The sequence below is a fragment of the Streptomyces sp. SP17BM10 genome, from assembly GCF_036322405.1.
Lineage (GTDB): Bacteria > Actinomycetota > Actinomycetes > Streptomycetales > Streptomycetaceae > Kitasatospora.
In genome coordinates this window covers 223009-245535 of the sequence record NZ_JAQYXB010000588.1, presented here as the reverse complement: position 1 = coordinate 245535, position 22527 = coordinate 223009, and the positions used below count along the sequence as shown (strand labels likewise).

Annotated in this window: 21 protein-coding genes and 2 riboswitches; of the genes, 15 read left to right on the top strand and 6 right to left on the bottom strand. The window is 73.8% G+C overall.

Annotated features, from left to right (window positions below):
- Nucleotides 1–18: 18 nt before the first annotated feature.
- The 3 genes from PUR71_RS19940 (at nt 19) to PUR71_RS19930 (ending at nt 3356) form a co-directional block, all read left to right on the top strand.
- Nucleotides 19–444 carry a hypothetical protein gene (locus tag PUR71_RS19940; protein WP_329928394.1) on the top strand — a complete coding sequence of 142 codons (426 nt, stop codon included), beginning with the start codon at nt 19–21 and terminating at the stop codon, nt 442–444.
- Nucleotides 445–558: 114 nt separating this feature from the next.
- Nucleotides 559–1635 carry an anthranilate phosphoribosyltransferase gene (gene trpD / locus PUR71_RS19935; protein ID WP_329928393.1) on the top strand — a complete coding sequence of 359 codons (1077 nt, stop codon included), beginning with the start codon at nt 559–561 and terminating at the stop codon, nt 1633–1635.
- A 108-nt stretch (nt 1636–1743) separates the two neighbouring features.
- Nucleotides 1744–1861, top strand: a riboswitch (SAM riboswitch).
- 52 nt (nt 1862–1913) lie between these two features.
- Nucleotides 1914–3356, top strand: a complete 1443-nt coding sequence (locus PUR71_RS19930) for an aminotransferase class V-fold PLP-dependent enzyme (protein WP_329928392.1) — start codon at nt 1914–1916, stop codon at nt 3354–3356.
- A 3-nt stretch (nt 3357–3359) separates the two neighbouring features.
- Here the strand turns inward: PUR71_RS19930 and PUR71_RS19925 are convergent, their stop codons facing one another.
- Entirely contained in the window at nt 3360–3641 is a 282-nt protein-coding gene (locus tag PUR71_RS19925; protein ID WP_329928391.1) for an Lrp/AsnC family transcriptional regulator, read from the bottom strand.
- Between the two features lie 41 nt (nt 3642–3682).
- Complete coding sequence (locus PUR71_RS19920) at nt 3683–4465, bottom strand: rhomboid family intramembrane serine protease (RefSeq protein ID WP_329928390.1); 783 nt, start codon at nt 4463–4465, stop codon at nt 3683–3685.
- Nucleotides 4466–4687: 222 nt separating this feature from the next.
- Here PUR71_RS19920 and PUR71_RS19915 point away from each other — a divergent pair, with 222 nt between their 5' ends.
- The 6 genes from PUR71_RS19915 to PUR71_RS19890 all read left to right on the top strand — a co-directional run bounded on the left by PUR71_RS19915 (nt 4688) and on the right by PUR71_RS19890 (nt 11860).
- Nucleotides 4688–4951, top strand: coding sequence for a hypothetical protein (locus tag PUR71_RS19915; RefSeq protein WP_329928389.1), 264 nt, complete (start codon nt 4688–4690; stop codon nt 4949–4951).
- A gap of 137 nt (nt 4952–5088) precedes the next feature.
- Nucleotides 5089–6531, top strand: a complete 1443-nt coding sequence (locus tag PUR71_RS19910; RefSeq protein WP_329928388.1) for an NYN domain-containing protein — start codon at nt 5089–5091, stop codon at nt 6529–6531.
- 208 nt (nt 6532–6739) lie between these two features.
- Nucleotides 6740–7777, top strand: coding sequence for a C40 family peptidase (locus tag PUR71_RS19905; protein ID WP_329928387.1), 1038 nt, complete (start codon nt 6740–6742; stop codon nt 7775–7777).
- 336 nt (nt 7778–8113) lie between these two features.
- Nucleotides 8114–8267: riboswitch (cyclic di-AMP (ydaO/yuaA leader) on the top strand.
- Between the two features lie 10 nt (nt 8268–8277).
- Nucleotides 8278–9402 (top strand): NlpC/P60 family protein, encoded by a 1125-nt coding sequence (locus PUR71_RS19900; RefSeq protein WP_329928386.1) that lies wholly within the window; start codon nt 8278–8280, stop codon nt 9400–9402.
- Nucleotides 9403–9629: 227 nt separating this feature from the next.
- Nucleotides 9630–10676 (top strand): C40 family peptidase, encoded by a 1047-nt coding sequence (locus tag PUR71_RS19895; protein WP_329928385.1) that lies wholly within the window; start codon nt 9630–9632, stop codon nt 10674–10676.
- Between the two features lie 167 nt (nt 10677–10843).
- On the top strand, nt 10844–11860 hold the full coding sequence (locus tag PUR71_RS19890; RefSeq protein WP_329928384.1) for a hypothetical protein: 1017 nt from the start codon (nt 10844–10846) through the stop codon (nt 11858–11860).
- On the opposite strand, the gene PUR71_RS19885 is transcribed toward PUR71_RS19890, so the two are convergent.
- The gene (locus PUR71_RS19885; protein WP_329928383.1) at nt 11857–13218 is read right to left on the bottom strand and encodes a glycosyltransferase family 87 protein; all 1362 of its coding nucleotides are present in this window, start codon (nt 13216–13218) and stop codon (nt 11857–11859) included. The two genes, PUR71_RS19890 and PUR71_RS19885, sit on opposite strands and share 4 nt — an antisense overlap.
- A 213-nt stretch (nt 13219–13431) precedes the next feature.
- On the opposite strand from PUR71_RS19885, the gene PUR71_RS19880 reads away from it, so the two are divergent.
- Nucleotides 13432–14568: a glycosyltransferase family 4 protein gene (locus PUR71_RS19880; RefSeq protein ID WP_329928382.1), complete on the top strand. Its 1137-nt coding sequence runs from the start codon at nt 13432–13434 to the stop codon at nt 14566–14568.
- Between the two features lie 65 nt (nt 14569–14633).
- Here PUR71_RS19880 and PUR71_RS19875 read toward each other — a convergent pair whose 3' ends face one another.
- Nucleotides 14634–16427, bottom strand: coding sequence for an AMP-dependent synthetase/ligase (locus PUR71_RS19875; protein ID WP_329928381.1), 1794 nt, complete (start codon nt 16425–16427; stop codon nt 14634–14636).
- Nucleotides 16428–16762: 335 nt separating this feature from the next.
- On the opposite strand from PUR71_RS19875, the gene PUR71_RS19870 reads away from it, so the two are divergent.
- The 5 genes from PUR71_RS19870 (at nt 16763) to PUR71_RS19850 (ending at nt 20969) form a co-directional block, all read left to right on the top strand.
- On the top strand, nt 16763–17224 hold the full coding sequence (locus tag PUR71_RS19870; protein ID WP_329928380.1) for an SRPBCC family protein: 462 nt from the start codon (nt 16763–16765) through the stop codon (nt 17222–17224).
- 24 nt (nt 17225–17248) lie between these two features.
- Nucleotides 17249–18421 carry an ArsA family ATPase gene (locus PUR71_RS19865; RefSeq protein WP_329928379.1) on the top strand — a complete coding sequence of 391 codons (1173 nt, stop codon included), beginning with the start codon at nt 17249–17251 and terminating at the stop codon, nt 18419–18421.
- Nucleotides 18422–18511: 90 nt separating this feature from the next.
- Nucleotides 18512–18946 (top strand): DUF5304 family protein, encoded by a 435-nt coding sequence (locus PUR71_RS19860; RefSeq protein ID WP_329928378.1) that lies wholly within the window; start codon nt 18512–18514, stop codon nt 18944–18946.
- Between the two features lie 192 nt (nt 18947–19138).
- A complete protein-coding gene (locus tag PUR71_RS19855; RefSeq protein ID WP_329928377.1) occupies nt 19139–20083 on the top strand; it encodes an ROK family glucokinase in 945 nt (314 codons plus the stop codon).
- A 136-nt stretch (nt 20084–20219) separates the two neighbouring features.
- Nucleotides 20220–20969 carry an endonuclease/exonuclease/phosphatase family protein gene (locus PUR71_RS19850; RefSeq protein WP_329928376.1) on the top strand — a complete coding sequence of 250 codons (750 nt, stop codon included), beginning with the start codon at nt 20220–20222 and terminating at the stop codon, nt 20967–20969.
- 4 nt (nt 20970–20973) lie between these two features.
- Here PUR71_RS19850 and PUR71_RS19845 read toward each other — a convergent pair whose 3' ends face one another.
- Nucleotides 20974–21675, bottom strand: a complete 702-nt coding sequence (locus tag PUR71_RS19845; RefSeq protein WP_329928375.1) for a hypothetical protein — start codon at nt 21673–21675, stop codon at nt 20974–20976.
- Nucleotides 21668–22462, bottom strand: a complete 795-nt coding sequence (locus tag PUR71_RS19840) for an alpha/beta hydrolase (RefSeq protein ID WP_329928374.1) — start codon at nt 22460–22462, stop codon at nt 21668–21670. The genes PUR71_RS19845 and PUR71_RS19840 overlap by 8 nt, the downstream gene beginning before the upstream one ends.
- Between the last annotated feature and the right edge of the window lie 65 nt (nt 22463–22527).

The following is a 22527-nucleotide window of genomic DNA, read 5'->3' as shown; positions in this document are numbered from 1 at the left end:
CTTGAGGGAGCAGGGTCAATGGCGTACACGACCGATGAGACGCTCACCGTCCTCGTCTACAGCGACGACCGCAACACCCGCGAGCAGGTGCTGACGGCGCTCGGCCGCCGGCCCGCCGAGGATCTGCCGGAGTTGTCCTACCTGGAGTGCGCGACCACCCCCGCGGTGCTGCGGGCGCTGGAGAAGGGGGGCGTGGACCTCTGCGTCCTGGACGGCGAGGCGGTGCCGGCCGGTGGGCTCGGGCTCGGGCGGCAGCTCAAGGACGAGATCTACGGCTGCCCGCCGGTGCTGGTGCTGATCGGCCGGCCGCAGGACTCCTGGCTGGCCGCCTGGAGCCGGGCCGACGCGGCGATCTCGCACCCGGTGGACCCGGTCGCGCTGGCCGGGGCGGTGGCCACGCTGCTGCGGGCACGCCTGGCCAAGCGGGCCCCCGCGACGCGCTGAGCGGCGTCGTCTCAGTACTAGAGAAGACAAGGCCGGAGGTACCCCACCGCTCGATAGGCTGACTCCATCCGTACGGACGTCCCCATCGGGGAACCGACACAGCTGGAGTCAGCCATGGTGAACGTGAACCCTGCGAACGGTGGTACCGACCCCGCGCAGGCGGTCCGCACCTGGCCGGACCTCCTGGCGGCGCTGTTGAAGGGGGAGGACCTCGACCGCTCGGCCACCGCGTGGGCGATGGACCGGATCATGAGCGGCGAGGCGTCCCCCGTCCAGGTCGCCGGGTTCATGGTGGCGCTGCGGGCCAAGGGCGAGACGGTCGACGAGATCAGCGGTCTGGTGGACGCGATGTACGCGCACGCCGAGCCGCTGGACATCCCGGGCCCGGCGGTGGACATCGTCGGCACCGGCGGCGACCGCGCCAAGACCGTCAACATCTCCACGATGTCCGCGATCGTCGCGGCGGCGGCCGGCGCCAAGGTGGTCAAGCACGGCAACCGGGCGTCCTCCTCGGCCAGCGGCTCGTCCGACGTGCTGGAGAAGCTCGGCGTCGCCCTCGACCTCTCGGCCCGGCGGGTGGCCGAGGTGGCCGACGAGATCGGGCTCACCTTCTGTTTCGCGGCGAAGTTCCACCCGTCGATGCGGCACGCCGCCACCGCGCGGCGCGACCTCGGGGTGCCGACCGCGTTCAACATCCTCGGTCCGCTGACCAACCCGGCCAAGGTCACCTCGCACGCCGTCGGCTGCTTCGACACCCGGCTCGCCGGGCTCATCGCGGGCGTGCTCGCCCGGCGCGGCTCCAAGGCGCTGGTGTTCCGCGGCGACGACGGCCTGGACGAGCTCACCGTCACGACGACGTCGCGGGTGTGGATCGTGCGGGACGGGATCGTCACCGAGACCGCCTTCGACCCGCGGGACGTCGGCATCGAGCTCGTCGGCATCGAGGCGCTGCGCGGGGCGGACGCCTCCTACAACGCCGAGGTCGCGCGCCGGCTGCTGGCCGGGGAGCGCGGGCCGGTGCGGGACGCCGTCCTGCTCAACACGGCGGCGGCGCTGGTGGCGCTGGACCTGACGGACGCGCCGCTCGCCGAGCAGCTGGCGGCCGGCATGGAACGGGCGGCGGCGGCCGTGGACTCGGGCGCGGCGCAGGAACTGCTGCGGCGCTGGTCGGAGGCCACCGCCCGGGGCTGACGGGCGAGTTGGGGGCTCGCGGCGGATCGCTGCCGCGGGCCCCTTCGGCTGTCCGGATGGTGGATGCCTGTTTGACCACCCGGCGGACGCGACCTAGAGTCTTGGCCAGGTCATGAGTGACAGCGACAAGCCCCAGCTTGCTGTCCGGCAACCCTCCGTCCGTGGCGGGGTGCCCTGGGTGAGGACCGGGCCGCGCGGCGAACCGTCCGCGAGGCAAGCGCGGACGCCCGACGACTAGCACTCCCGGGGTCCCTCGACCCCCGAAGGAGTGCATCCTCATGTCCGTCGCCCACCCGTCTCCCGCCACCACCCTTCACTCGGCGCGCTCCGCGGGGCACCTCCCCGCGGGAGTCTGCGCCCCCCTCGCCGTCCTCGGCCACGACGTCCAGGTGCCGCTCGCCAACGGCGAGAAGGTCGGCTATGCGGCGCTCGACTACGCGGCCAGCTCGCCGGCGCTTCAGCGGGTGTGGGACGACGTCGCCGCGTACGCCCCGTACTACGGCAGCGTCCACCGCGGCGCCGGGTACCTCTCGCAACTGTCCACCGACCTGTTCGAGCAGAGCCGCCGGACCGTCGGCGAGTTCCTCGACCTGCGCGAGGGCGACCAGGTGGTCTTCACCCGGGCCACCACCGACTCGCTCAACCTGCTCGCCGCCGCGCTGCCGGCCGGCACCCGGGTGTTCGCCTTCGAGACCGAGCACCACGCCTCGCTGCTGCCCTGGGCCCACGCCGGGCTGGACGTCACCTACCTGCGCGCCCCCCGCTCGTACGCCGAAGCCGTCGCCGCGCTCGACACCGCGCTGGCCGGGGCGCCCGAGGGCCCGAAGCTGCTGTGCGTCACCGGCGCCTCGAACGTCACCGGCGAGCTGTGGCCGGTCGCCGAGCTGACCGCGACCGCGCACCGGCACGGCGCCCGGGTGGTGCTGGACGCCGCGCAGCTCGCCCCGCACCACCGGGTCTCGGTGTCCGAGCTGGACGTCGACTGGATCGCCTTCTCCGGCCACAAGATCTACGCGCCGTTCGGCGCCGGCGTGCTGGCCGGCCGGGCGGACTGGCTGGACGCGGCCGAGCCGTACCTGGCCGGCGGCGGCGCGACCCGCACGGTGGCCCGGGAGGCCGACGGCTCGGTGGCCGTCCAGTGGCACACCGGCCCGGCCCGGCACGAGGCCGGCTCGCCGAACGTCATCGGCGCCTACGCCATCGCCTCCGCCTGCCGGGCGCTGAGCGAGGCCGGCTTCGATGCGCTGGAGGCCCGTGAGCGGGCGCTGATCGCCCGGCTGACGGCCGGGCTGGCGGAGATCCCGCAGGTCAAGGTGCTGAACCTGTTCGGCCCCACCGGTGACGCCCCAAGCGTGGCGCGGGTGGGCGTGCTGTCCTTCGTCGTCCGGGGCTGGAACAGCTCGCACTTCTCGGCCGCGCTCTCCGCCGAGTACGGCATCGGCGTGCGCGACGGGCTGTTCTGTGCGCACCCGCTGGTGCGCACGCTGCTCGGCGACGAGGACGTCGCGCCGAGTCCTGTCTCCGAGTGCGGCGCGCCGGAGCCGTCGCTGCCGGGCGAGCGCAGCCTGAACGCGATCCGGGTCAGCTTCGGCGCCGGGACCCCGGACGAGCACGTCGACCGGTTCCTGACCGCCGTCCGCGAGCTGGTCACGGACGGCGCGGCGTGGAACTACCGCAACGAGGGCGGCCGTTGCGTGGCCGACACCCGTCGCGAGGGCTGAGGGCTACTCGTCCAGGCCGAGCGCGAACGCGGCCTCCAGGTCGTGCTGGGAGTAGGTGCGGAAGGCGATCTGGGTCTCGGTGTGCGCCACGCCCGGGACCTTGTTCAGCCGGCCGGGGATGACGTCGGCCAGGTCGTCGTGCTTGCGCACCCGCACCATCGCGACCAGGTCGTAGCCGCCGGTCACCGAGTACACCTCGCTGACCCCCTCGATGGAGGCGATGGCCTCGGCGATCTCCGGGATGCGGTCGACACTGGTCTTGATCAGGACGATGGCGGTGATCACTGTTCCGGCTCCTTCGTGGGGTGGCGCCAGCGTATCGGGCCTCAGCCGGGTCGTCTCGGGCGGTGGCCGACGACGGTGCAGGCGTAGAGGAACCCGGCGCAGAAGCCGATCACGTGGACCAGGTAGGCGACCCCCGGCCCGGCCGAGTGCACCGACCACCACTGCAGGGCGAACCAGAGGCCCAGCACCAGCCAGGCCGGGAACCGCAGCGGCAGGAAGAGCAGCAGCGGGACGAGCGTCGTCACCCGGGCGCGCGGGTGGAAGCGCAGGTAGGCGCCCAGGACGGCGGAGATCGCGCCGGAGGCTCCGATCAGGACGCGGGTGGAGTCCGCCGAGTGCGCCTCGGCGAGGGCGAAGCCATACGTCGCGAGGCTCCCGGCGGCCAGGTAGAAGAGGAGGAAACGGGCCCGGCCGACGCGCCGTTCGACGGTGGGGCCGAAGACGTGGAGGAAGAGCAGGTTTCCCGCCAGGTGCAGCCAGCCGGCGTGCAGGAAGAGACCGGTGAGGACGGAGACGGCCGGGCGCTTGCCCGGGGTGGCTGCGGCCGGACAGCCCGGGACCGGGTCCGGGGCCTCGGCGAGTTGTTCGGCTGTCAGCGGCCGCCCGGCCAGGAGCTCCGCGGGGACGGCGCCCCAGCGCTGCTCGTAGCGCTGCTCGGCGCAGACCCGGGCCTGCCCGGTGCCGTACAGGGGGTTGAGTCCGGCGGCCGGGCCGAGCAGGAAGACCAGCGTGTTGATCGCGATCAGGGCGTAGGTGACCGCCGGGGCGGGCACCGCGGGGCCGCCGTCCCGCGTGTCGGTGTGGCCGGGAGCCGCGAGCGCCATGCGCCCAAGCATCCCTCCGAAGGCCGTCCGTGACACCGCGCTGTACGGCAGGTGGACTAGGGCGGGCAGGCCCGCTCCAGCGGTTCCGATCGCCCGAACCGGTGGCCGCGACGGTTGCCCCAGGCAATAGGCTTGGGGCGGGCATTCCCGCCTCCCGCCGCCGATGCCGGGGCTCCGGGGGGAGCGCCTAGCCCACCCAGGGAACACCCGAGAGGACCCCCGATGACCGTCCCCGCCCTGACCGCCGAGACGCGTTGGCGCTGCACCCTGTGCGGCAACCTCACCCGCTTCGACGTGACCCGCACCGCGCGGGTCACCGAGTTCCTGCACTTCGACCTGGCCGGTGAGTCCAAGGTCGAGGAGACCGAAGTCCTGAGCGAGACGGTCGAGACGGTGCGCTGCCGCTGGTGCAACGCGGTGGACCAGGTCGAGCTGGTCGCCCGCCCGGGCGCGCAGGACGCGGCGGCCGAGGCCGAGCAGGCCTGATGCCCCGCCGGTGCGGCGGACGGTGCACGGCAGGGCCGTCCGCCGCACGGGACAATACAGACAGAACGCACGGAGCGTGACGACAGGGACGGCGGCCGCGGGGCCGCCCCCGTTGGACCAGGATCGGAGCCGAGGACGTGGTGGACGCAGCGAGGGAGCCCGCCGGACCGCAGGGGCAGCCCGCTGCGGAGCCGGCCGCCGGGGCGGCGGGGGTCGTCGACGGTGCCACTGCGTCCGGTGCCGCCGCGGAGCCGGGGGCCGGCCGTCCCGTCGAGAAGCTCGACCGGCCGCTGCCGGAGGGCGTGCGCCGGCGCGTGGTCGGCCTGGCCGCGGACGCGCTCGGCGGGTTGCCGTCCGGCGAGCTGCCGCAGAGCCTGCGTCAGTACGCCAAGTTCACCCCGGCCCGGCGGGCCAAGTACGCGGCCACGGCGATCGCGGCGGCGCTGGAGTCGGAGCCGGCCTTCCGGGTGCGGATAGCGGAGCGGCTGCGGCTGGGCCAGCCGGACCTGGTGAAGGCGCTGGAGTCGGGCAGCGTCCCCGGCGCCGCCGATCCGATGGACGTCGCGGCCGCCGCCTACCTGGTGCGCTCGGCGGGCTGGAGCCGGCTGGTCGCCGAGGCCGGTGAGGAGGCCGAGCGGGCCGGCGCCGAGGGCGCGGCCGCGGAGGCGGCCCGGCTGGTGGAGAAGTTGCAGGCCGAGCTGGCCGAGGTGCGGGCCGCGGCCCGCGCGGACCTGGACCGGCAGCGGGCCGAGTCCGAGGACGTCCGGCGGGAGGCCGACTCGCTGCGCAAGAAGGTGCGTTCGCTGGAGAGCGACACCCGCCGGGCGCAGGCCGAGACGCGGCGGGTGACCGGCGAGCTGGAGGCGCTGCGCGCGCAGGCGGCGATCGAGCGCAGTGCGGCCGAGAGCGAGGCGCGGCGGCTGCGGCACCGCGTCGGCGAGCTGGAGACGGCCGCCGAGCAGGGGCGGCGCTCGGCCCGCGAGGGGCGCAGCGTGGAGGACATGCGGCTGCGACTGCTGCTGGACACCGTGCTGCAGTCGGCGCAGGGGTTGCAGCGCGAGCTGGCCCTGCCGGTGTCGCAGATCCGCCCGGCGGACCTGGTGGAGGCGGTGGTGCCGGGCTCGGCCTCGCCGCACGACGTGGCCCGGCGCGGGCTGGCGGAGGACGATCCGGCGCTGCTGGACCAGCTGCTGGCGATCCCGCAGGTGCACCTGGTGGTGGACGGCTACAACGTGACGAAGACCGGCTACCCGACGCTGCCGCTGGAGCAGCAGCGGCTGCGGCTGCTGGGCGGGCTGGCGATGCTGGCCCAGCGCACGCAGGCGGAGGTCACATGCGTGTTCGACGGGCAGGACCTGGACGTCCCGGTGATCATGGCGCCGCCGCGCGGGGTCCGGGTGCGCTTCAGCCGGACCGGCGAGACGGCGGACGAGCTGATCAGGCGCCTGGTGCGGGCCGAGCCGCAGGGCCGTCCGGTCGTGGTGGTCTCCGCGGACCGGGAGGTCGCGGAGGGCGTGCGGAAGGCCGGCGCGCGCCCGGTCGCCTCGGTTCTACTGCTGAACCGGCTGGCGCGGCCCTGATTCCATGCCGATGGTGATGACGGCTGGTCAGCGTCCGGTTTGCGGTGATGTGCGGATTCGGTGAAGCGGCGTGGGGGCCCGGAGTTCACGCCTTCGGGGGAGTGGCGTAACGCCTGGATCTTCACTAGGGTCTGGCGTCAAACCTATTTTCCGGATTTCTCACCCGAACCGGTGAGTCCATGAGTCCATGGAAGAAGGAGCCGGTCCCTTGGCCTCCCACCGCCGTCCCAAGCAGCCGAGCCGCGCGCGGGTCTCCGTGCTCACCGCCGCCGCTGCGACCGCGGTCGCGCTCTCCGCCCAGGTGGCCGCGCACGCCGCGCCGCAGCCGAACAAGACGGACGTCAAGGCGCAGATCGACGAACTGCAGCAGGAGCAGGAGCAGGCGGCCGAGAAGTACAACGGCGCCAAGGAGCGGGCCGACCAGCTGCGCAAGCAGGCCGACCAGCTCCAGGACCAGGTGGCCCGCGGCCAGGAGCAGATGACCCAGCTTCAGACCGGCCTCGCCGGCGTGGCGGGCGAGCAGTACCGCACCGGCGGCATCGACCCGTCCGTCCAGCTGATGCTCTCCTCGGACCCGTCCGGCTACCTGGACAAGGCCTCCAGCGTCCAGCAGGCCAGCGCCACCGAGACCGACGCGCTCAAGGGCCTGCTGGACCAGCAGCGCCGCCTGGACCAGGAGAAGGCCGAGGCCGCCGCGGTGCTGGCCTCCCTGGACTCCACCACCAAGGACCTGAACCAGGCCAAGGCGGACGTCAACGCCAAGCTCAAGGCCGCCCAGGACCTCCTCAACTCGCTCAGCGCCTCCGAGCGCGCCGCGCTGAAGGCCCAGCAGGCCCAGGACGACCGTGCCTCGCGCGGCACCGACCGGGTCGACCTCAGCAACCTGCCGCCGGCCAGTGGCTACGCGGCCGTGGCCGTGGCCAAGGCGATGGGCAAGCAGGGCTCGCCGTACGTGTGGGGTGCCACCGGCTCGACCACCTTCGACTGCTCGGGCCTGATGGTCTGGGCGTACGGCCAGGCCGGCGTCTCGCTCCCGCGCACCTCGCAGGAGCAGGGCCACTATGGCACCCGGGTGCCCTCGCTGGACCAGGCCCAGCCCGGTGACCTGGTGATCTACGGTCCCGACATGCACCACGTCGGGATGTACATCGGCAACGGCATGGTGGTGCACGCGCCGCACACCGGTGACGTGGTCAAGGTGATGAAGGCCGACGCGATGCCGATCAACACGATCCGCCGGGTCTGACCCTCCGACACGCCGGGGGCCGGTGCGAAGGCCCTGTGATCCGCGCCACCTCCCGAACGGGGGTGGCGCGTTCGCTTGTGCGCGTTTCCCCGGGTCCGCGTGACAAGTGATCAGCCTTGCGTACTGCTGCGATCACCTTCTGTCATCTTCACAAAAGAACTTGGATATTCTTCCGCCTTTTTTCTGACAAGGATTTGAACCGATCACGGTTCAGTTACTAGGGTCGTGCCCCGAACCACCGCACTGTCGATCGCCCAGCCAGGGTGGCGGCGGTGGTTCCCGCCGAGTTCGTGAAGCAGCGGGACGCGTCGAAGCGACCGTCCGACAGGGGAGCCCAGTGGTTGGGCGCTGTGGAGCGGAGCCGGGGAACCACGTTCCTCCGGGGTGAATCGGCGCCAGGTCGGCCGGTGGAACGGCCGTGAGGCGTCGTAGGGCATGCTTCCGGCCCGAACCCGTCAGCTCACCCGGTAGGCGGACGTAGGAAGAAGGAGTCCGCCTTCGTGGCGTCCCATCGTCGTCCCAAGCCCGCCGGTCGTGCCCGAGTCTCGTTCCTGACCGGTGTCGCCGCCGCAGCCGTCGCCCTCTCCGCGCAGTCCGGCGCCCACGCCGACCCGACGCCGACCAAGGACCAGGTCAAGGAGCAGGTCGACCAGCTCAACGAGCAGGCCGAGGTGGCGACCGAGCAGTACAACGCCGCCCAGGCCAAGCAGCAGGAGCTGCAGAAGCAGGTCTCCGGTCTGCAGGACCAGGTGGCCCGCCAGCAGGAGCAGGTGACCGACCTCCAGGGCGGCCTCGCCCAGATCGCCGGCGAGCAGTACCGCAACGGGGGCATATCCCCGACCGTCCAGCTGATGTTCTCGTCCAAGCCGGACAACTTCCTCAGCCAGGCCGACGCCCTGAACCAGGCCGGCAGCACCCAGAAGGGGCAGCTGAAGGAGCTCCAGGACCAGCAGCGCAAGCTGGACCAGGACCGCAACGAGGCCCAGGGCAAGCTCGCAGAGCTGGACGCGACCACCCAGCAGCTGAAGGCGTCCAAGGAGCAGATCCAGGCGAAGCTGAAGGCCGCCCAGGACCTCTTCAACACGCTGTCCGAGCAGGAGCGCCAGGCCATCAAGGCGGCCGAGGAGAAGGCCGCCGCCGACGCCAAGGCCAAGGCCGACGCCGCGAAGGCCCAGCAGGCCGCCGCCGACCGCGCCTCCCGCGACAGCAGCCGCACCGACCTCGGCTCGGCCCCGTCGTCCTCGCCGGTCGCCAAGCCGCCGGCGCCGGGCAGCTCGCGCGGTGCGGCCGCGCTGTCCTACGCGGCCACCAAGATCGGCAGTCCGTACGTCTGGGCCGCCACCGGCCCGAACTCCTTCGACTGCTCGGGCCTGATGGTCTGGGCGTTCGACCAGGCCGGCGTCTCGCTGCCGCGCACTTCGCAGGAGCAGGCCAACGCCGGCACCCGCCTCGGCACGGACCTCTCCCAGGCCCAGCCCGGCGACCTGCTGATCTTCTTCAGCGACGCCCACCACGTCGGCATCTACGCCGGCAACGGCCAGGTGCTGCACGCGCCCAAGCCGGGCGCGAGCGTCCGCTACGAGGCGGTCTCCAACATGCCGCTCTCGGTCATCGTGCGGGTCTGATCCCCCGCTCGGCTTCCCGCAGGCCCGGCCCTCCTCCCCGGAGGGCCGGGCCTGCGGCGTTTCCTTTCGTCGGGCGCATGTCCGATTGGAGGCCGAATATTCGGGTTGGGAGGGGTTTGGACTCGGTTGCCCGGACTCGCTAACGTCTGCCACCGGACTCCCGCTCCAGGACCGCCCGCTTGGGTGCGGCGGCGGGACCGGTCCGCAGGATTGGAGGAGCCGCCGCCATGCCCGTGCACCGCCGTTCCCAACTGCTCGCCCGTGCGCTGGTGCTGACCGCGGCCGCCGCCACCGCCCTCGGCGTCACCACGGGCGGCACTGCCCAGGCCGCCCCCGGCGCCCCGGACGCGCCCAGCCGCAAGGACGTCAAGGCGCAGGTCGAGCAGCTGTACAACGAGGCCGAACAGGCGTCGGAGAAGTACAACGCCGCGCAGGAGGCCCAGCAGCGGCTCCAGGGCGAGACCACCGTCCTCCAGGGCGAGATCGCCGTCGCCCAGGACCAGCTCAACCAGCTGCGCGGCGACCTCGCCACCGTGGCGGGTGCCGAGTACCGCTCCGGCGGCATGGCGCAGACCGTCCAGCTGATGCTCGCCACCGACCCGGAGGGCTACCTCGCCCGCGCCCGGGCCCTCGACCAGGCGACCGAACGGCAGAACGAGACGCTGCACGAGTTGGTGGCCCGTCAGCGCCGGCTCGACCAGCGCCGCGCCGAGACCGCCGCCAAGCTCTCCGAGCTGGACCAGGCCCGCCGCACGCTCGCCGACAGCAAGCAGGAGATCCAGCAGCGGCTGGCCAAGGCCCAGCGGCTGCTCAACAGCCTGGGCGTCGCCGAGCGCTCCCGGATGGTCGCGCAGGACGCCCAGGAGGCCGAGCAGCGCGCCACCCGCGGCACCGACCGGCTGGACCTCGGCACCACCCCGCCCGCCTCCGAGCGCGGGGCGGCGGCGCTCGCGGCGGCGGTGCGGATGATCGGGTCGCCGTACGTCTACGGTTCCACCGGCCCCCACGCGTTCGACTGTTCCGGTCTGATGTACTACAGCTGGCGGCAGGCCGGAGTGAGCCTGCCGCGCACCTCGCAGGCCCAGGCCTACGCCGGCCAGCGGGTGAGCCTGTCCGAAGCGCGACCGGGAGACCTGGTGATCTTCTACCGGGACATGCACCACGTCGGCATGTACGCCGGCGGTGGGGTGATCGTGCACGCCCCGTACCCGGGGGCCCGGGTGCGGTACGAGAGCGTCAACGCGATGCCCGTCTCCGGGGTGGTCCGGCTCTGAGCCCGACCCCGTCCGGACCGGACGCGATACGGCCCGGCACGCTGTCCCGGCGCGGCGCCCTGCTGCTCGCCGCCGGAGGGCTGACGCAGCTGTCGCTGCCGCCCGTCGCCCCCGCGGCGCCCGGCCGGGGCCCCGCCGGGACGGACGGGCGAAGCGAGGTGGCGGCGGTGCTGGCCGAACGGGCGCGCGAGCTGCCGGCGACCACCGGCCTGCCGCTGACCGCCGACTACCGCAACCTCGTCCTCTCCCCGGGCGCGGGCCCCGGGCGGCTGACCGCCTCGGCCGACCTGGACGTCCGGGTCACCGGCTACGACGAGTACCCCACCGTCCACCCCCGCCGTCTCACGCTGACGAAGGCCGACGGCTGGCGGGTCGAGCGGGAGGACCCCGAGAGCGGGCCGCCGGCGCTCTGGGACTTCGGGCCGGGACGGTCCGCACGCGGCGCGCAGTGCCTGGTGCTCGGCCTCGCCGCCGGACCTGACCCGGCCGGGCTGGTCGCGATCGGCGACCGTGCCGTCCCTGCGGTGAGCGCGGTCTGGGGCAATGGCTGGGCGGGCCGGCTGCTGCTCGAACTGCCCGCCACCGAGCCGCAGTTCGCCCGCCTGCTGGAGGCCGACCCGGCCGGCTGGACGGGCATGGCGGCGGTCACCGTGGCCGCCCCCGGCGCGCCCTCGCACACCCCGGCCGACCGGGTGCTGATCAACCCCGAGGCGTTCGGGCGGCTTAGCGACTTCGGCCGCCAGGTGGTCGTCACCCACGAGACCACCCACGTCGCGACCCGGGCCGACACCCGGGCCTGGACACCGCTGTGGCTCTCCGAGGGCGTCGCCGACTGGACGGCCTACCGCGACTCCGGCCGCACGCCCCGCCAGATCGCCCCGGAGCTGGCCCGGGACGTGGCCGCCGGGAAGGTGGCGACGGCGCTGCCCGCCGACCGCGACTTCGCCGCGGGCTCCACCGGCATCGCGCAGGCCTACGAGCAGGCCTGGCTCGCCTGTCGGCTGATCGCCGACCGCTTCGGCGCCGACCGCCTGGTCGCGTTCTACCGGGCGGTGGGCGCCGCGGACGGCGCGGGAGAGGACCGCGACCAGCGGATGGACCGACTGTTCCGGGCCGAACTGGGCCTCGGCACGGACGCGTTCACGAAGCTGTGGACGGGCGAGGTGGCCGCCCTGAAGGGTTAGCGCCCGGCCGGGGTGTTGGGGCGGTCGATCCCGTCGAGCAGGTCCTGCTCGTAGGCGATGCCCGGACGGACCGGGTAGGAGCCGGCCGGGACGGGCTCCGGCTGCGCCAGCACGACGGTCGGCGGCAGCCGGTCCGCGCCGCGCGTGGAGCGCCAGAGGCGGACGCAGGACAGGACCGTCGCCGCCAGCAGGAGCAGGTTGCGCGCGGACAGGACGGTGATGGCCAGCGGGTCGCTCGCGAGGACCTGGGTGAACATCAGCGGGAACTCGACCAGCGTCAGCGGCGCCGCGAGCAGGATCAGCAGCGCCACCGGCCGCTGGCTGCTGCCCCGCACGGTCAGGCAGACCGCCGCGACGCCGATCAGCCAGACCAGGTACTGCGGGCTGATCACCCGGCTGGTGACGGTGAAGATCAGCAGCGCGGTCAGCGCCGCGTCGTACATGGTGGCCGCGTTGCGGCGCTTGGCGGTGTAGCGCCAGAGCAGCAGCCACGCGAAGCCCAGCACGGTGCCGGCCATCATGACCTTGCTGACGACGCTGACCCACGGCCCGAGCATCTCGGCCGAGCCGTAGTTCATCGTCACCCGGCCGTTCCAGGCGCCCGCGATCCGCGCGTAGTGCAGCGGCAGCGCGCCGAGCGACTCGACCTCGATGCCGCGGTCCTTCTGGAACGCCAGGAAACCGAAGGCGCCGTTCATCCCGGCGGCCAGCAGGAAGCCCAGCGAGACGGCGGTGGCCGCCGCGAGCGTCCAGGAGCGGTGCGTGCGGCGCCCGGAGGGGGTGCCGATCAGGCCGAGCAGCGGCCAGATCTTGACGATCCCGCCGAGGCCCAGCAGCATCCCGCCGACGGCCGGACGGCGGATCAGCGCCAGCAGGCCGGCCACCGCGATCGCGGTGACGATGATGTCGAAGCGGTTGTAGATCATCGGGCCGAGCAGCGGCACGGCCACCACCCACAGCCAGGCGCCGGTCAGCACCCGGCCCCGGCGCAGGCCGGTGCGGACCAGCAGGGCCATCGCGAGGGCGTCGGCGACCCCGCAGATCACCCAGAACGAGACCACGTACGACCACGGCAGCAGGCCGGGCAGCAGGATCACCAGGGCGGCGCCGGGCGGGTACTGCCAGGTGACGTCGTCGAAGGGGAAGGTGCCGGTCTGCAGGACGCCGTACCAGGCGTGGTAGATCATCCAGACGTCCGCCGTGACGTCCCCGCCCGGCGAGCGCAGCACGCCGGTGACGAACAGCACCAGCAGCGTCCGGGTCACCGCCCAGGTGGCGACGAGTGCCGCCAGCGCCCCGAGCGGGCGGCCCGCGCGGGCACGGGAAGTACCGGTCTCGGTGGCCGGGGCCAGCTCCACAGCGCTCCCTCGTTCGTCTCGGACGTCCCCACCGGAGGCGTCGCGCGACGGACGCCCGGGCCGCCGTCCTCAGCGGCTCAGGTACTAGGACTGACCCGGGAGTGGAACGGTTGCCGTGCGCGGTTCCGTTCCCGGCGGGTCATGGTGTTGACCTATCGTACGGATCACCCAGTGGTACACCGAGCACCCCCCGACCGAGCGAGCCGTGGCCTGATGCACAGAACCTTGATCGTCACCAACGACTTCCCGCCGCGACCCGGCGGCATCCAGGCCTTCGTGCACAACATGGCCGTCCGTCAGCCCGCCGGGAGCATCGTGGTGTACGCCTCGACCTGGCGCGACGGCACCGAGGTCGCGCGCTTCGACGCCGAGCAGCCGTTCCCGGTGATCCGGGACCGGACGAAGGTGATGGTTCCCACACCGCGGGTCACCCGGCGGGCCGCCGAGATCCTCCGCGCGGAGAAGTGCGACTCGGTCTGGTTCGGCGCCGCCGCGCCGCTCGGCCTGATGGCACCGACGCTGCGCCGGGCCGGGGCCGGGCGACTGCTGGGGATGACGCACGGGCACGAGGCCGCCTGGGCCCAGCTGCCGGCCGCCCGGCAGCTGCTGCGCCGGATCGGCGCGGGCACCGACGTGCTGACGTACCTGGGTGAGTACACCCGCTCCCGGATCGCGGGTGCGGTGGGGCCGGAGGCCGCGGGCCGGATGGTGCAGCTGCCGCCGGGCGTGGACGAGACGACGTTCCACCCGGACTCCGGGGGCGCCGGGGTGCGCCGCCGGCTGGGGCTGGCGGACCGGCCGGTCGTGGTGTGCGTCTCGCGCCTGGTGCCGCGCAAGGGCCAGGACACCCTGATCGAGGCGATGCCGCAGATCCTCGCCGACGTGCCGGACGCCGTGCTGCTGATCGTCGGCGGCGGCCCCTACCGGGCGGACCTGGAGAAGCTCGCCGACGCGAAGGGCGTGCGCGCCTCGGTGCGCTTCACCGGCTCGGTGCCGTGGGAGGAGCTGCCCGCGCACTACGGCGCCGGGGACGTCTTCGCGATGCCCTGCCGCACGCGGCGCGGCGGGCTCGACGTCGAGGGCCTCGGCATCGTCTACCTGGAGGCCTCGGCGACCGGTCTGCCCGTCGTGGCCGGCGACTCCGGCGGTGCGCCGGACGCGGTGCTGGAGGGCGAAACCGGCTACGTCGTGCCCGGCGGCTCGGCGTCGGCGGCGGCCGAGCGGATCGTCCGGCTGCTGCACGACGGAGAACTGCGGCGGCGGATGGGCGAGGCCGGGCGGCGCTGGGTGGAGCGCTCCTGGCGCTGGGACCTGCTGGCCGGGCGGCTGACCTCGCTGCTCGCGGTGTAGCCGTACGGACGCGACGGGCCCGCCTCCTCGTCGAGGAGGCGGGCCCGTTCGCGCGTCCGGGGCGGCTACTTCTGGTAGATCGCCTCGACGTCGGCCGCGAAGTCCTTCAGGACGACGTTGCGCTTGAGCTTCAGGGACGGCGTCAGGTGGCCGCTCTCCTCGGAGAACTCGGTGTCCAGCAGGCGGAACTTCTTGACCGCCTCGGCGTGCGAGACGGCCGCGTTGCCGTCGTCGACGGCGGCCTGGAGCGCGGCCAGCAGCTGGGGGTCCTCGCGCAGCTCGGCGACCGTCGCGGTGGCGGGCTTGCCGTTGAGCTCCTTCCACTTGGGGAAGAAGTCCGGGTCGACGGTGATCAGGCAGCCGATGAAGGGCTTGCGGTCGCCGACCACCATGACCTCGCCGACCAGCGCGTGCGCCCGGATCCGGTCCTCGATCACCGCCGGGGCGACGTTCTTGCCGCCCGCCGTGACGATGATCTCCTTCTTGCGGCCGGTGATGGTCAGGTAGCCCTCGGAGTCCAGCGAGCCCAGGTCTCCGGTGGCCATCCAGCCGTCCTTGAGGCTGTCGGCGGTCGCCTGCGGGTTGTTCCAGTAGCCGGTGAAGACGTGCGGGCCCTTGAAGAAGACCTCGCCGTCCTCGGCGATCCGCACCGAGGCGCCGGGCACCGGCTGGCCGACCGTGCCGATCTTCGGCTTGTCCCACGGGTTGAAGGCGGTGGCCGCGCAGGTCTCGGTCAGACCGTAGCCCTCCAGGACGGTGAAGCCGATGCCGCGGTAGAAGTGGCCGAGGCGCTCGCCGAGCGGGGCGCCGCCGGAGATGGCGTGGGTGGCCCGGCCGCCGAGGGCGGCGCGCAGCTTGCTGTACACCAGCTTGTCGAAGACCGCGTGCTTGATCCGCAGGCCGAGGCCGGCGCCCCCGGCGTCCAGGGCGCGGCTGTAGGCGATCGCGGTCGCGGCGGCCTTGTCGAAGATCTTGCCCTTGCCGTCGGCCTGGGCCTTGGCGCGGGCGGTGTTGTAGACCTTCTCGAACACCCGCGGCACGCCGAGGATGAGGGTCGGGCGGAAGGAGGCCAGCTCGGCGGTGACGTCCTTGATGTCGGAGACGTGGCCCAGCTTGATCGGGGCCATCGCCGGGGCGATCTCGACGATCCGGCCGAGCACGTGGGCCAGCGGGAGGAACAGCAGGACCGAGCTCTCACCGGTGCGGAACAGCGGGGCGAGTCGCTCGACGACGTTGCCGCACTCGGCCAGGAAGTTGCCGTGCGTCAGCTGACAGCCCTTCGGGCGGCCGGTGGTGCCCGAGGTGTAGACGATGGTGGCGATCGAGTCCTCGGTGGCGCTCGCGCGGCGCTCTTGGACGGTCGCGTCCGCGACGTCCTCGCCCGCCGCGGCCAGCGCGGCGACCGCGCCGCCCTCGATCTGCCAGACGTGCGCCAGCTCCGGCAGCCGGCCGCGGACCTCCTCGACCACCTCGAGGTGCTGGTCGGTCTCGGCGAAGACGGCGACCGCGCCGGAGTCGCCGAGGATCCACTCGACCTGCTCGGCGGAGGAGGTCTCGTACACCGGCACGGTGATCGCGCCGGCCGTCCAGATCGCGAAGTCCAGCAGCGTCCACTCGTACCGCGTGCGGGACATGATGCCCACCCGGTCGCCGGGCCGGATGCCCGAGGCGATCAGGCCCTTCGCGGCCGCGTGCACCTCGACCAGGAACTGGGCCGAGGTCAACTCCTGCCAGTGGCCGTCCACCTTCCGGCTGAGCACCACGACGTCCGGGTGCCGCTCGGCGTTCTGGTGCACGAGGTCGGAGAGGTTACCGCCGCTCGGTACCTGGTAGAGGGCCGGAAGGCTGAAGTCGAGCAAGACTGCTCCTCGTTCGCGACGCTGCGGGACGGCAGGACGTTACTGCCCGGTAGGCAGCTTCGACCAGGGGGGTCGGCCCCGGTGTTCGAAGTGTCACACCCGGCCGGGTCGGACCAGGCCGTGACCGGGTCGTTCGACTGGCACCCTACGACAGGGCCGGGCGACCGGCCGGTAACATGCGCCCCCGCCGGGTGCCCGCGCTCGCCCGGCGTCCGCCGCCCGGTGCCCGCGCGGCCGAGCCGATCGCCGGTCGCGATAGCCTGCTCCGGGCGCACCCGGGCGAGCACGCCTCGACCGGAGCGGCAGGCAGAGGGACTGAGTCGGAGGGCCATTCCATGGCGGAGCACACCAGGTCGAGCATCACCATCGACGCGACCCCGGCCACGGTCATGGCCGTGATCGCCGACTTCGCCGCCTACCCGGCCTGGACCGGCGAGGTCAAGGAGATCGAGGTCCTGGAGGCCGCCGAGGACGGCCGCGCCTCGAAGGTCCGCCTGCTGCTCGACGCCGGTGCCATCCGTGACGAGCACGTCCTCGCCTACACCTGGGACGGCGACCGCGAGGTGAGCTGGACCCTCGTGCGCAGCCAGATGCTCCGCTCCCTCGACGGCTCCTACACCCTCGCTCCGCTCGGCGCTGACCGCACCGAGGTCACGTACCAGCTCGCCGTGGACGTCAAGATCCCGATGCTGGGCATGATCAAGCGCAAGGCCGAGAAGGTCATCATCGACCGCGCGCTGGCCGGCCTGAAGAAGCGCGTCGAGGACGGCGGCGGCAAGAAGCCCGCCCAGGGCTGACGGCGCGGAACGGGGCCCGACGGCATGACGGCGACACGCACCATCCTGGTCAGCGGCGACGCGGGCGCGCCCGCGGTGGCCGCCGCCACCGCCCTGCACGCCGCCCGCGACGGCCGTCGGGTCTGGCTGCTGGCCGCCGACGACCCGCACCGGGCGCTGGACTCCGTGCTCGGCGTCCGCCTGGAACCCGAACCGCTGGGCTACGCGCCCGGCCTGACCGTCTCCCGGATCGACGAGCAGGCCGCCTTCCGGCACGCCCTCAGCGAGATCGCCGGCCGCCTCAAGCCCGCCCTCGACCTGCTCGGCGCCGAGCCGCTCGACCCCGAGGAGCTCACCGCCCTGCCCGGCATCGCCCGGATCGCCCTGCTGCGCGCCCTGCCCGCCGCCGACGGGGACGTCCTGGTCGTGCTCGCCCCGCCGCCCGCCGAGCTGATCGGCGCCCTCGCCCTGCCCGAGCAACTGGAGCGCTACCTGGACCGGCTGGTCCCCGAGCAGCGCCAGGCCGCCCGGGCGCTGCGCCCGCTGCTGGCCGGGCTGGCCGGTGTCCCCATGCCCGCCGACTGGCTGTACGAGAGCCGCGGCAAGGCCGCCGGCGTGCTCGCCGAGTCCCGGGCCGCGATCACCTCGCCCGGCACCAGCGTCCGGCTGGTCGTGTCGGCCGACGGCCACCCGTTCGACGACCTGCGCCGGATCCGCGCCGGCCTGGCCCTGCACGGGCACCGGCCGGACGCCCTCGTGCTGCACGGCGCGTTGCCGGACGCCGCGCTGGACTCGCCCGACCCGTGGCTGGCGGCGCTGGCCGGCCGCCGGCGCGAGGAGCTGGCCGCGCTGACCGCGGCGAGTGACTCCCCGGTCCTCGTCACCGGCCTGGCCGACGTGACCCTGGAGGCCGTCGCCGACCGCCTCTACGGGGACGGACCCGGCCCCGAGCCGCTCGCCGCCGAGCCCTGGCCGGTCGAGGACCGGCTCGCCGAGGAGGGCCTGCTGGCGTGGCACCTCGCGCTGCCGGGCGCCGAGCGCGCCGACCTCGACCTCGTGCGCCGCGGCGACGAGCTGGTGGTCGGCCTCGGTGCCCACCGCCGGGTGCTCTCCCTGCCGTCGGCGCTGCGCCGCTGCACCGTCGCGGGCGCGGGGCTGACCGACGGGGTGCTCACGGTGCGGTTCGCGCCCGACCCGGCGCTCTGGCCCCGGGGCTGACCGACTCCTGCAGGGCGGGGCCGCGCCGCGCCTCGGGTAGCGTCGGTGGCCGGTGGCCGCGGGCGCGGCCGCAGCAGAGGAGGCCCCGCGATGACCAGTACCGACCGCACCGAGCCGACGGACGAGCCCGGGAACGAGTCGACGGACGGGCCGAGGGGCGCGGGCACGGGCGGTGCTGCGGGCGGCTCCGAGGACGCGCAGGCCCACCCCTTCGGCCCGGAGCTCGGTCCGCTGGTGGACGAGGTGCGCCGCTTCGCCGACGCCGTCGGCCAGAAGGCCCAGGAGGCGGGCGCCGACACCCTGATCACCCTGGCCGGCTTCGCCGACCGGCTGCGCGAGCAGAAGCCCGAGGTGTACGGGCACCTCGCCGCAGCCGGTTCCGGGCTCGCCGCCGCCGGCGCCGAGCTGCTGGCCGCCTATCGCGCCGCCGTGGCCGGCCACGAGCGCCGCTGGACCGCGGGCGACGCCGCCGCCACCGAGCGGATCGACCTCGACACCCCCGACGAGCCGTCCACCAAGCAGTGAATCCGTAACCCCAGAAGGGTGACAGCCGCACCCCTCTGCGTGACGAACCAGGAGTATTCGTAAGACTTTTGAAGCGTCCCGGCCCGGTTGGTCCAGGATTGTCTTCGGCTAATGTATGCGAGGCTGTGTACGAGGGCGTGTTTGGGCGGTACCGTTCCGTCCAGCGGGAACGAGTGAATAGCTGAGGGACACATGGCTCTGACCATCGGCGTCGATGTCGGCGGGACCAAGATCGCGGCAGGTGTGGTCGACGAGGCGGGCACGATCCTCGCCAGGACCAGGGTGCCCACCCCGGCCGACCCCCAGTGGGCCGTCGACGCCATCGCGCAGGCCGTGCGCGAACTCAAGGAGCAGCACCCCGACGTCACCGCCGTCGGCGTCGGCGCCCCCGGCTTCGTCGACCGCAACCGCTCGACCGTGATCTTCGCGCCCAACATCGACTGGGAGAACGAGCCGCTGCGCGGCCGGATCGAGGAGCTCACCGGCCTCGACGCCGTCGTCGAGAACGACGCCAACTGCGCCGCCTGGGCCGAGTTCCGCTTCGGCGCCGCCGCCGACCACGAGGACATGGTCCTGATCACCGTCGGCACCGGGATCGGCGGCGGCATCGTCCTGGACGGCCGGCTGCACCGCGGCCGCTTCGGCGTGGCCGGCGAGATCGGCCACCTCAACATGGTCCCCGACGGCCTGCCCTGCGGCTGCGGCGGCAAGGGCTGCTGGGAGCAGTACGGCTCCGGGCGCTCGCTGCGCCGCTACGGCCGGGAGAAGGCCGCCGCCGACCCGGTCCGCGGCAAGCGGATGCTGGAGCTCAACGACGGAGTCGCCGAGACCATCCGCGGCATCCACATCACCGAGGCCGCCGAGGCGGGCGACCCGCTCGCGCTGGAGTGCTACGCCGAGCTCGCCGACTGGCTGGGCCGCGGCATGGCCGACCTCGCCGCGCTCTTCGACCCGGGTGTCTTCGTCCTCGGCGGCGGCGTCTCCGACTCCGGACGCCTGCTGCTCGACCCGGTCGCCAAGGCCTTCGAGCACTACCTGACCGGCGGCGTGCACCGCCCGCGCGCCGAGGTCGTCCTCGCGTCGATGGGCTCGGCCGCCGGCATCGCCGGCGCGGCCGACCTCGCCCGCACCGTCTGACCCACCCCCGGAGAAGACGAAGAAGCCCGCCGGCGGCGGTGCGACCGGACCCCGACCGACTCCGGACGCGCCGCCGCCGTCGCACGTCCCGGGGCTGCCGTACGGTCGGTCCCACCGATCACGGACGGGGAGGAACATGACGACGGCACCCATCGCACCGCTGCCCGGGCCAGGCCCGCGTCGACTGCGGCTGCTCGGCTACAACGTCCGCTCGCTGCGCGACGACCGCGAAGCACTCGTCCGGGTGATCCGGGCGTGCGGGCCGGACGTCGTCTGCGTCCAGGAGTCGCCGCGCTACTGGCGCCCCGGGGGCCAGGCCGCCTGGCTGGCGCGCCGCACCGGGACGACCGTCCTCGCCGGCGGCGGCCGGAGGGCGGCCGGGCCGCTGCTCCTCGGCCGGCCCGGTGCCGTCGAGGTGCTCGGCGTGTACGACCGCTTCCTGCCGAAGACCCGGGGCCTGCACGCCCGCGGCTTCGCCACCGCCCTGCTGCGGCTGCCCGGTTCGGCGCCGTTCAGCGTCACCAGCTGTCACCTGAGCCTGGACGCCGACGAGCGGTACGGGCAGTTCGAGCTGCTGCTCGACCAGCTCGGGATCGCCGAACTCGGCGTCATCGCGGGCGACTTCAACGAGCACCCGGACGGCAGGGGATGGCGGCTGCTGGCCTCGCGGCTCCAGGACGGGCACGTCACGGCGCCCTGGGGCGGCGAGTTCACGTCCGTCCCGGAGCGCCCCTACCAGCGGATCGACGCCGTCTTCGCCACGCCCGGGATCACCGTGCTCGCCTGCGGCGTGCCGCACGGGCTGCCGGGCGTCACGGAGGCGGACCTGCGGGCCGCGACCGACCACCTGCCGGTGCTCGCCGTGCTGGAAGTCCCCGAGCGTTAGAGCGTCAGACGACGGCGCCGTGGTCCGGATCCTCCGGCTCGTCCTCGTCGCGGTCCTTCATCCGGACCACCAGGGTCACGAAGCCGCCCAGGAAGGCGCTGAACCCGACCCAGGCCGGCCAGCCGGAGATCTCCCGCCAGACCACCGCGTCGAACAGCAGCAACGCCGGGCCGCCGAGCACCGCGAGCCACGCGAACTTCGCGGTCACGTCCGCGGTCGGCAGCGGCGGGGGCTCCGGCGGGACGTAGTGGCCCTCGTCCGTCTCCTCGGACAGCTCGAAGTCGCGCGGGCCCCCGTCGGCGGCCGGCAGCACCGGGCCGCCCGGCCGGGAGCGGGGCTGCGGGGCCAGGTCGGCGAGGTCGTCCGGGGCGCCCTGGCCCTTGCCGTCCTTGGAGCCGCCCTTCAGCTCGCCCCGGGCCCGGAGGTTCTCGACCTCCGGCCAGTTCGGGTTGTTGAGGTCGACGGGGTCGTCGAACTGGGCCACCAGGGCGGCGAAGATCTCGTCCTGTTCGGCCTGGCTGCGCTCGGGCGCGCGCCGTGGCCGGGGTTCCGCGGGGGCCTGGCCGGCCCCGTCCGCCGCCGGGCCGCCGCTCGCGCCGCTGCCGGTCGCGTCCTTCGTCGCGTCGTCGGTCGCGCCGTCCTCGCGGGGCGCCTCGTCCCCGCCGCCCGCCGTGCTGCTCTCGTGCACTTCCGGCCCTTCAGCCATGGTGATCGTCGGATTCCACCCGGTTGACGCCCGCCGCATGCGCGGGAGCCAGCCGTCGGATGAAGTCCAGCCCGCCCGTGAATATTTCCGCCGCGTCGTGGTCCAGCGTCGCGACGTGGAAGCTGCGCTGGCACAGCCGCTCCGTCACGTCGGTCGAGGATATCCGGGCCAGCACCAGTTCCGAGTTGGCCGGCGAGACCACGTGGTCCTGCGGACTGCGGAACAGGAGCACCGGCTGGGTCACCTCCGGCAGCCTCCGGCGGACCTCCTGCCACAGCTTGCCCAGGGACCACGCGGCGTTCAGCGGCGTCCGGTCGTAGCCGCCCTCGCTGATGCCGGGCCGGGCGATGTCGTCGGTGATCCCGGGGACGCTCGGCACGAGGTGCCGCAGCACCGGAAGCAGCACACTCGCGGGGTTGTCCGAGCGCACCGACGGGTTGACCAGCACCAGTCCGGAGACCGTCGGGCCGTGCAGCGCGGCCAGCCGCAGGGCCAGCGCGCCGCCCATCGACAGCGCGAAGACGAAGACCTGCTCGCACTCCTGCGCGAGCACCCGCAGCTCCCGGTCGACCTCGGCGTACCAGTCCTCCCACCGGGTGATCTGCATGTCCTGCCAGCGGGTGCCGTGCCCCGGCAGCAGCGGCAGGGAGACGGTGAGCCCGGCCGCGGCCAGCTGCTCCGCCCACGGGCGCATCGACTGCGGAGACCCGGTGAAGCCGTGGCACAGCAGCACCCCCACCGGTCCGCCGCGGTGGCGGTACGGTTCGGCACCGGGCAGCAACGGCATGGCGGACTCCTTCGCGGGCGGACGGCGCTGGGGGAGGGGACGCTGGAACTGGAGGCTGCGGAATT

Excerpts from the sequence above, each read along its gene's own strand:
- PUR71_RS19940 (WP_329928394.1), top strand. The coding sequence starts at position 19 with ATGGCGTACACGACCGATGAGACGCTCACCGTCCTCGTCTACAGCGAC.
- trpD (WP_329928393.1), top strand. The coding sequence starts at position 559 with ATGGTGAACGTGAACCCTGCGAACGGTGGTACCGACCCCGCGCAGGCG.
- PUR71_RS19930 (WP_329928392.1), top strand. The coding sequence starts at position 1,914 with ATGTCCGTCGCCCACCCGTCTCCCGCCACCACCCTTCACTCGGCGCGC.
- PUR71_RS19920 (WP_329928390.1), bottom strand. The coding sequence starts at position 4,465 with ATGGCGCTCGCGGCTCCCGGCCACACCGACACGCGGGACGGCGGCCCC.
- PUR71_RS19915 (WP_329928389.1), top strand. The coding sequence starts at position 4,688 with ATGACCGTCCCCGCCCTGACCGCCGAGACGCGTTGGCGCTGCACCCTG.
- PUR71_RS19895 (WP_329928385.1), top strand. The coding sequence starts at position 9,630 with ATGCCCGTGCACCGCCGTTCCCAACTGCTCGCCCGTGCGCTGGTGCTG.
- PUR71_RS19880 (WP_329928382.1), top strand. The coding sequence starts at position 13,432 with ATGCACAGAACCTTGATCGTCACCAACGACTTCCCGCCGCGACCCGGC.
- PUR71_RS19870 (WP_329928380.1), top strand. The coding sequence starts at position 16,763 with ATGGCGGAGCACACCAGGTCGAGCATCACCATCGACGCGACCCCGGCC.
- PUR71_RS19865 (WP_329928379.1), top strand. The coding sequence starts at position 17,249 with ATGACGGCGACACGCACCATCCTGGTCAGCGGCGACGCGGGCGCGCCC.
- PUR71_RS19860 (WP_329928378.1), top strand. The coding sequence starts at position 18,512 with ATGACCAGTACCGACCGCACCGAGCCGACGGACGAGCCCGGGAACGAG.
- PUR71_RS19855 (WP_329928377.1), top strand. The coding sequence starts at position 19,139 with ATGGCTCTGACCATCGGCGTCGATGTCGGCGGGACCAAGATCGCGGCA.
- PUR71_RS19850 (WP_329928376.1), top strand. The coding sequence starts at position 20,220 with ATGACGACGGCACCCATCGCACCGCTGCCCGGGCCAGGCCCGCGTCGA.
- PUR71_RS19845 (WP_329928375.1), bottom strand. The coding sequence starts at position 21,675 with ATGGCTGAAGGGCCGGAAGTGCACGAGAGCAGCACGGCGGGCGGCGGG.
- PUR71_RS19840 (WP_329928374.1), bottom strand. The coding sequence starts at position 22,462 with ATGCCGTTGCTGCCCGGTGCCGAACCGTACCGCCACCGCGGCGGACCG.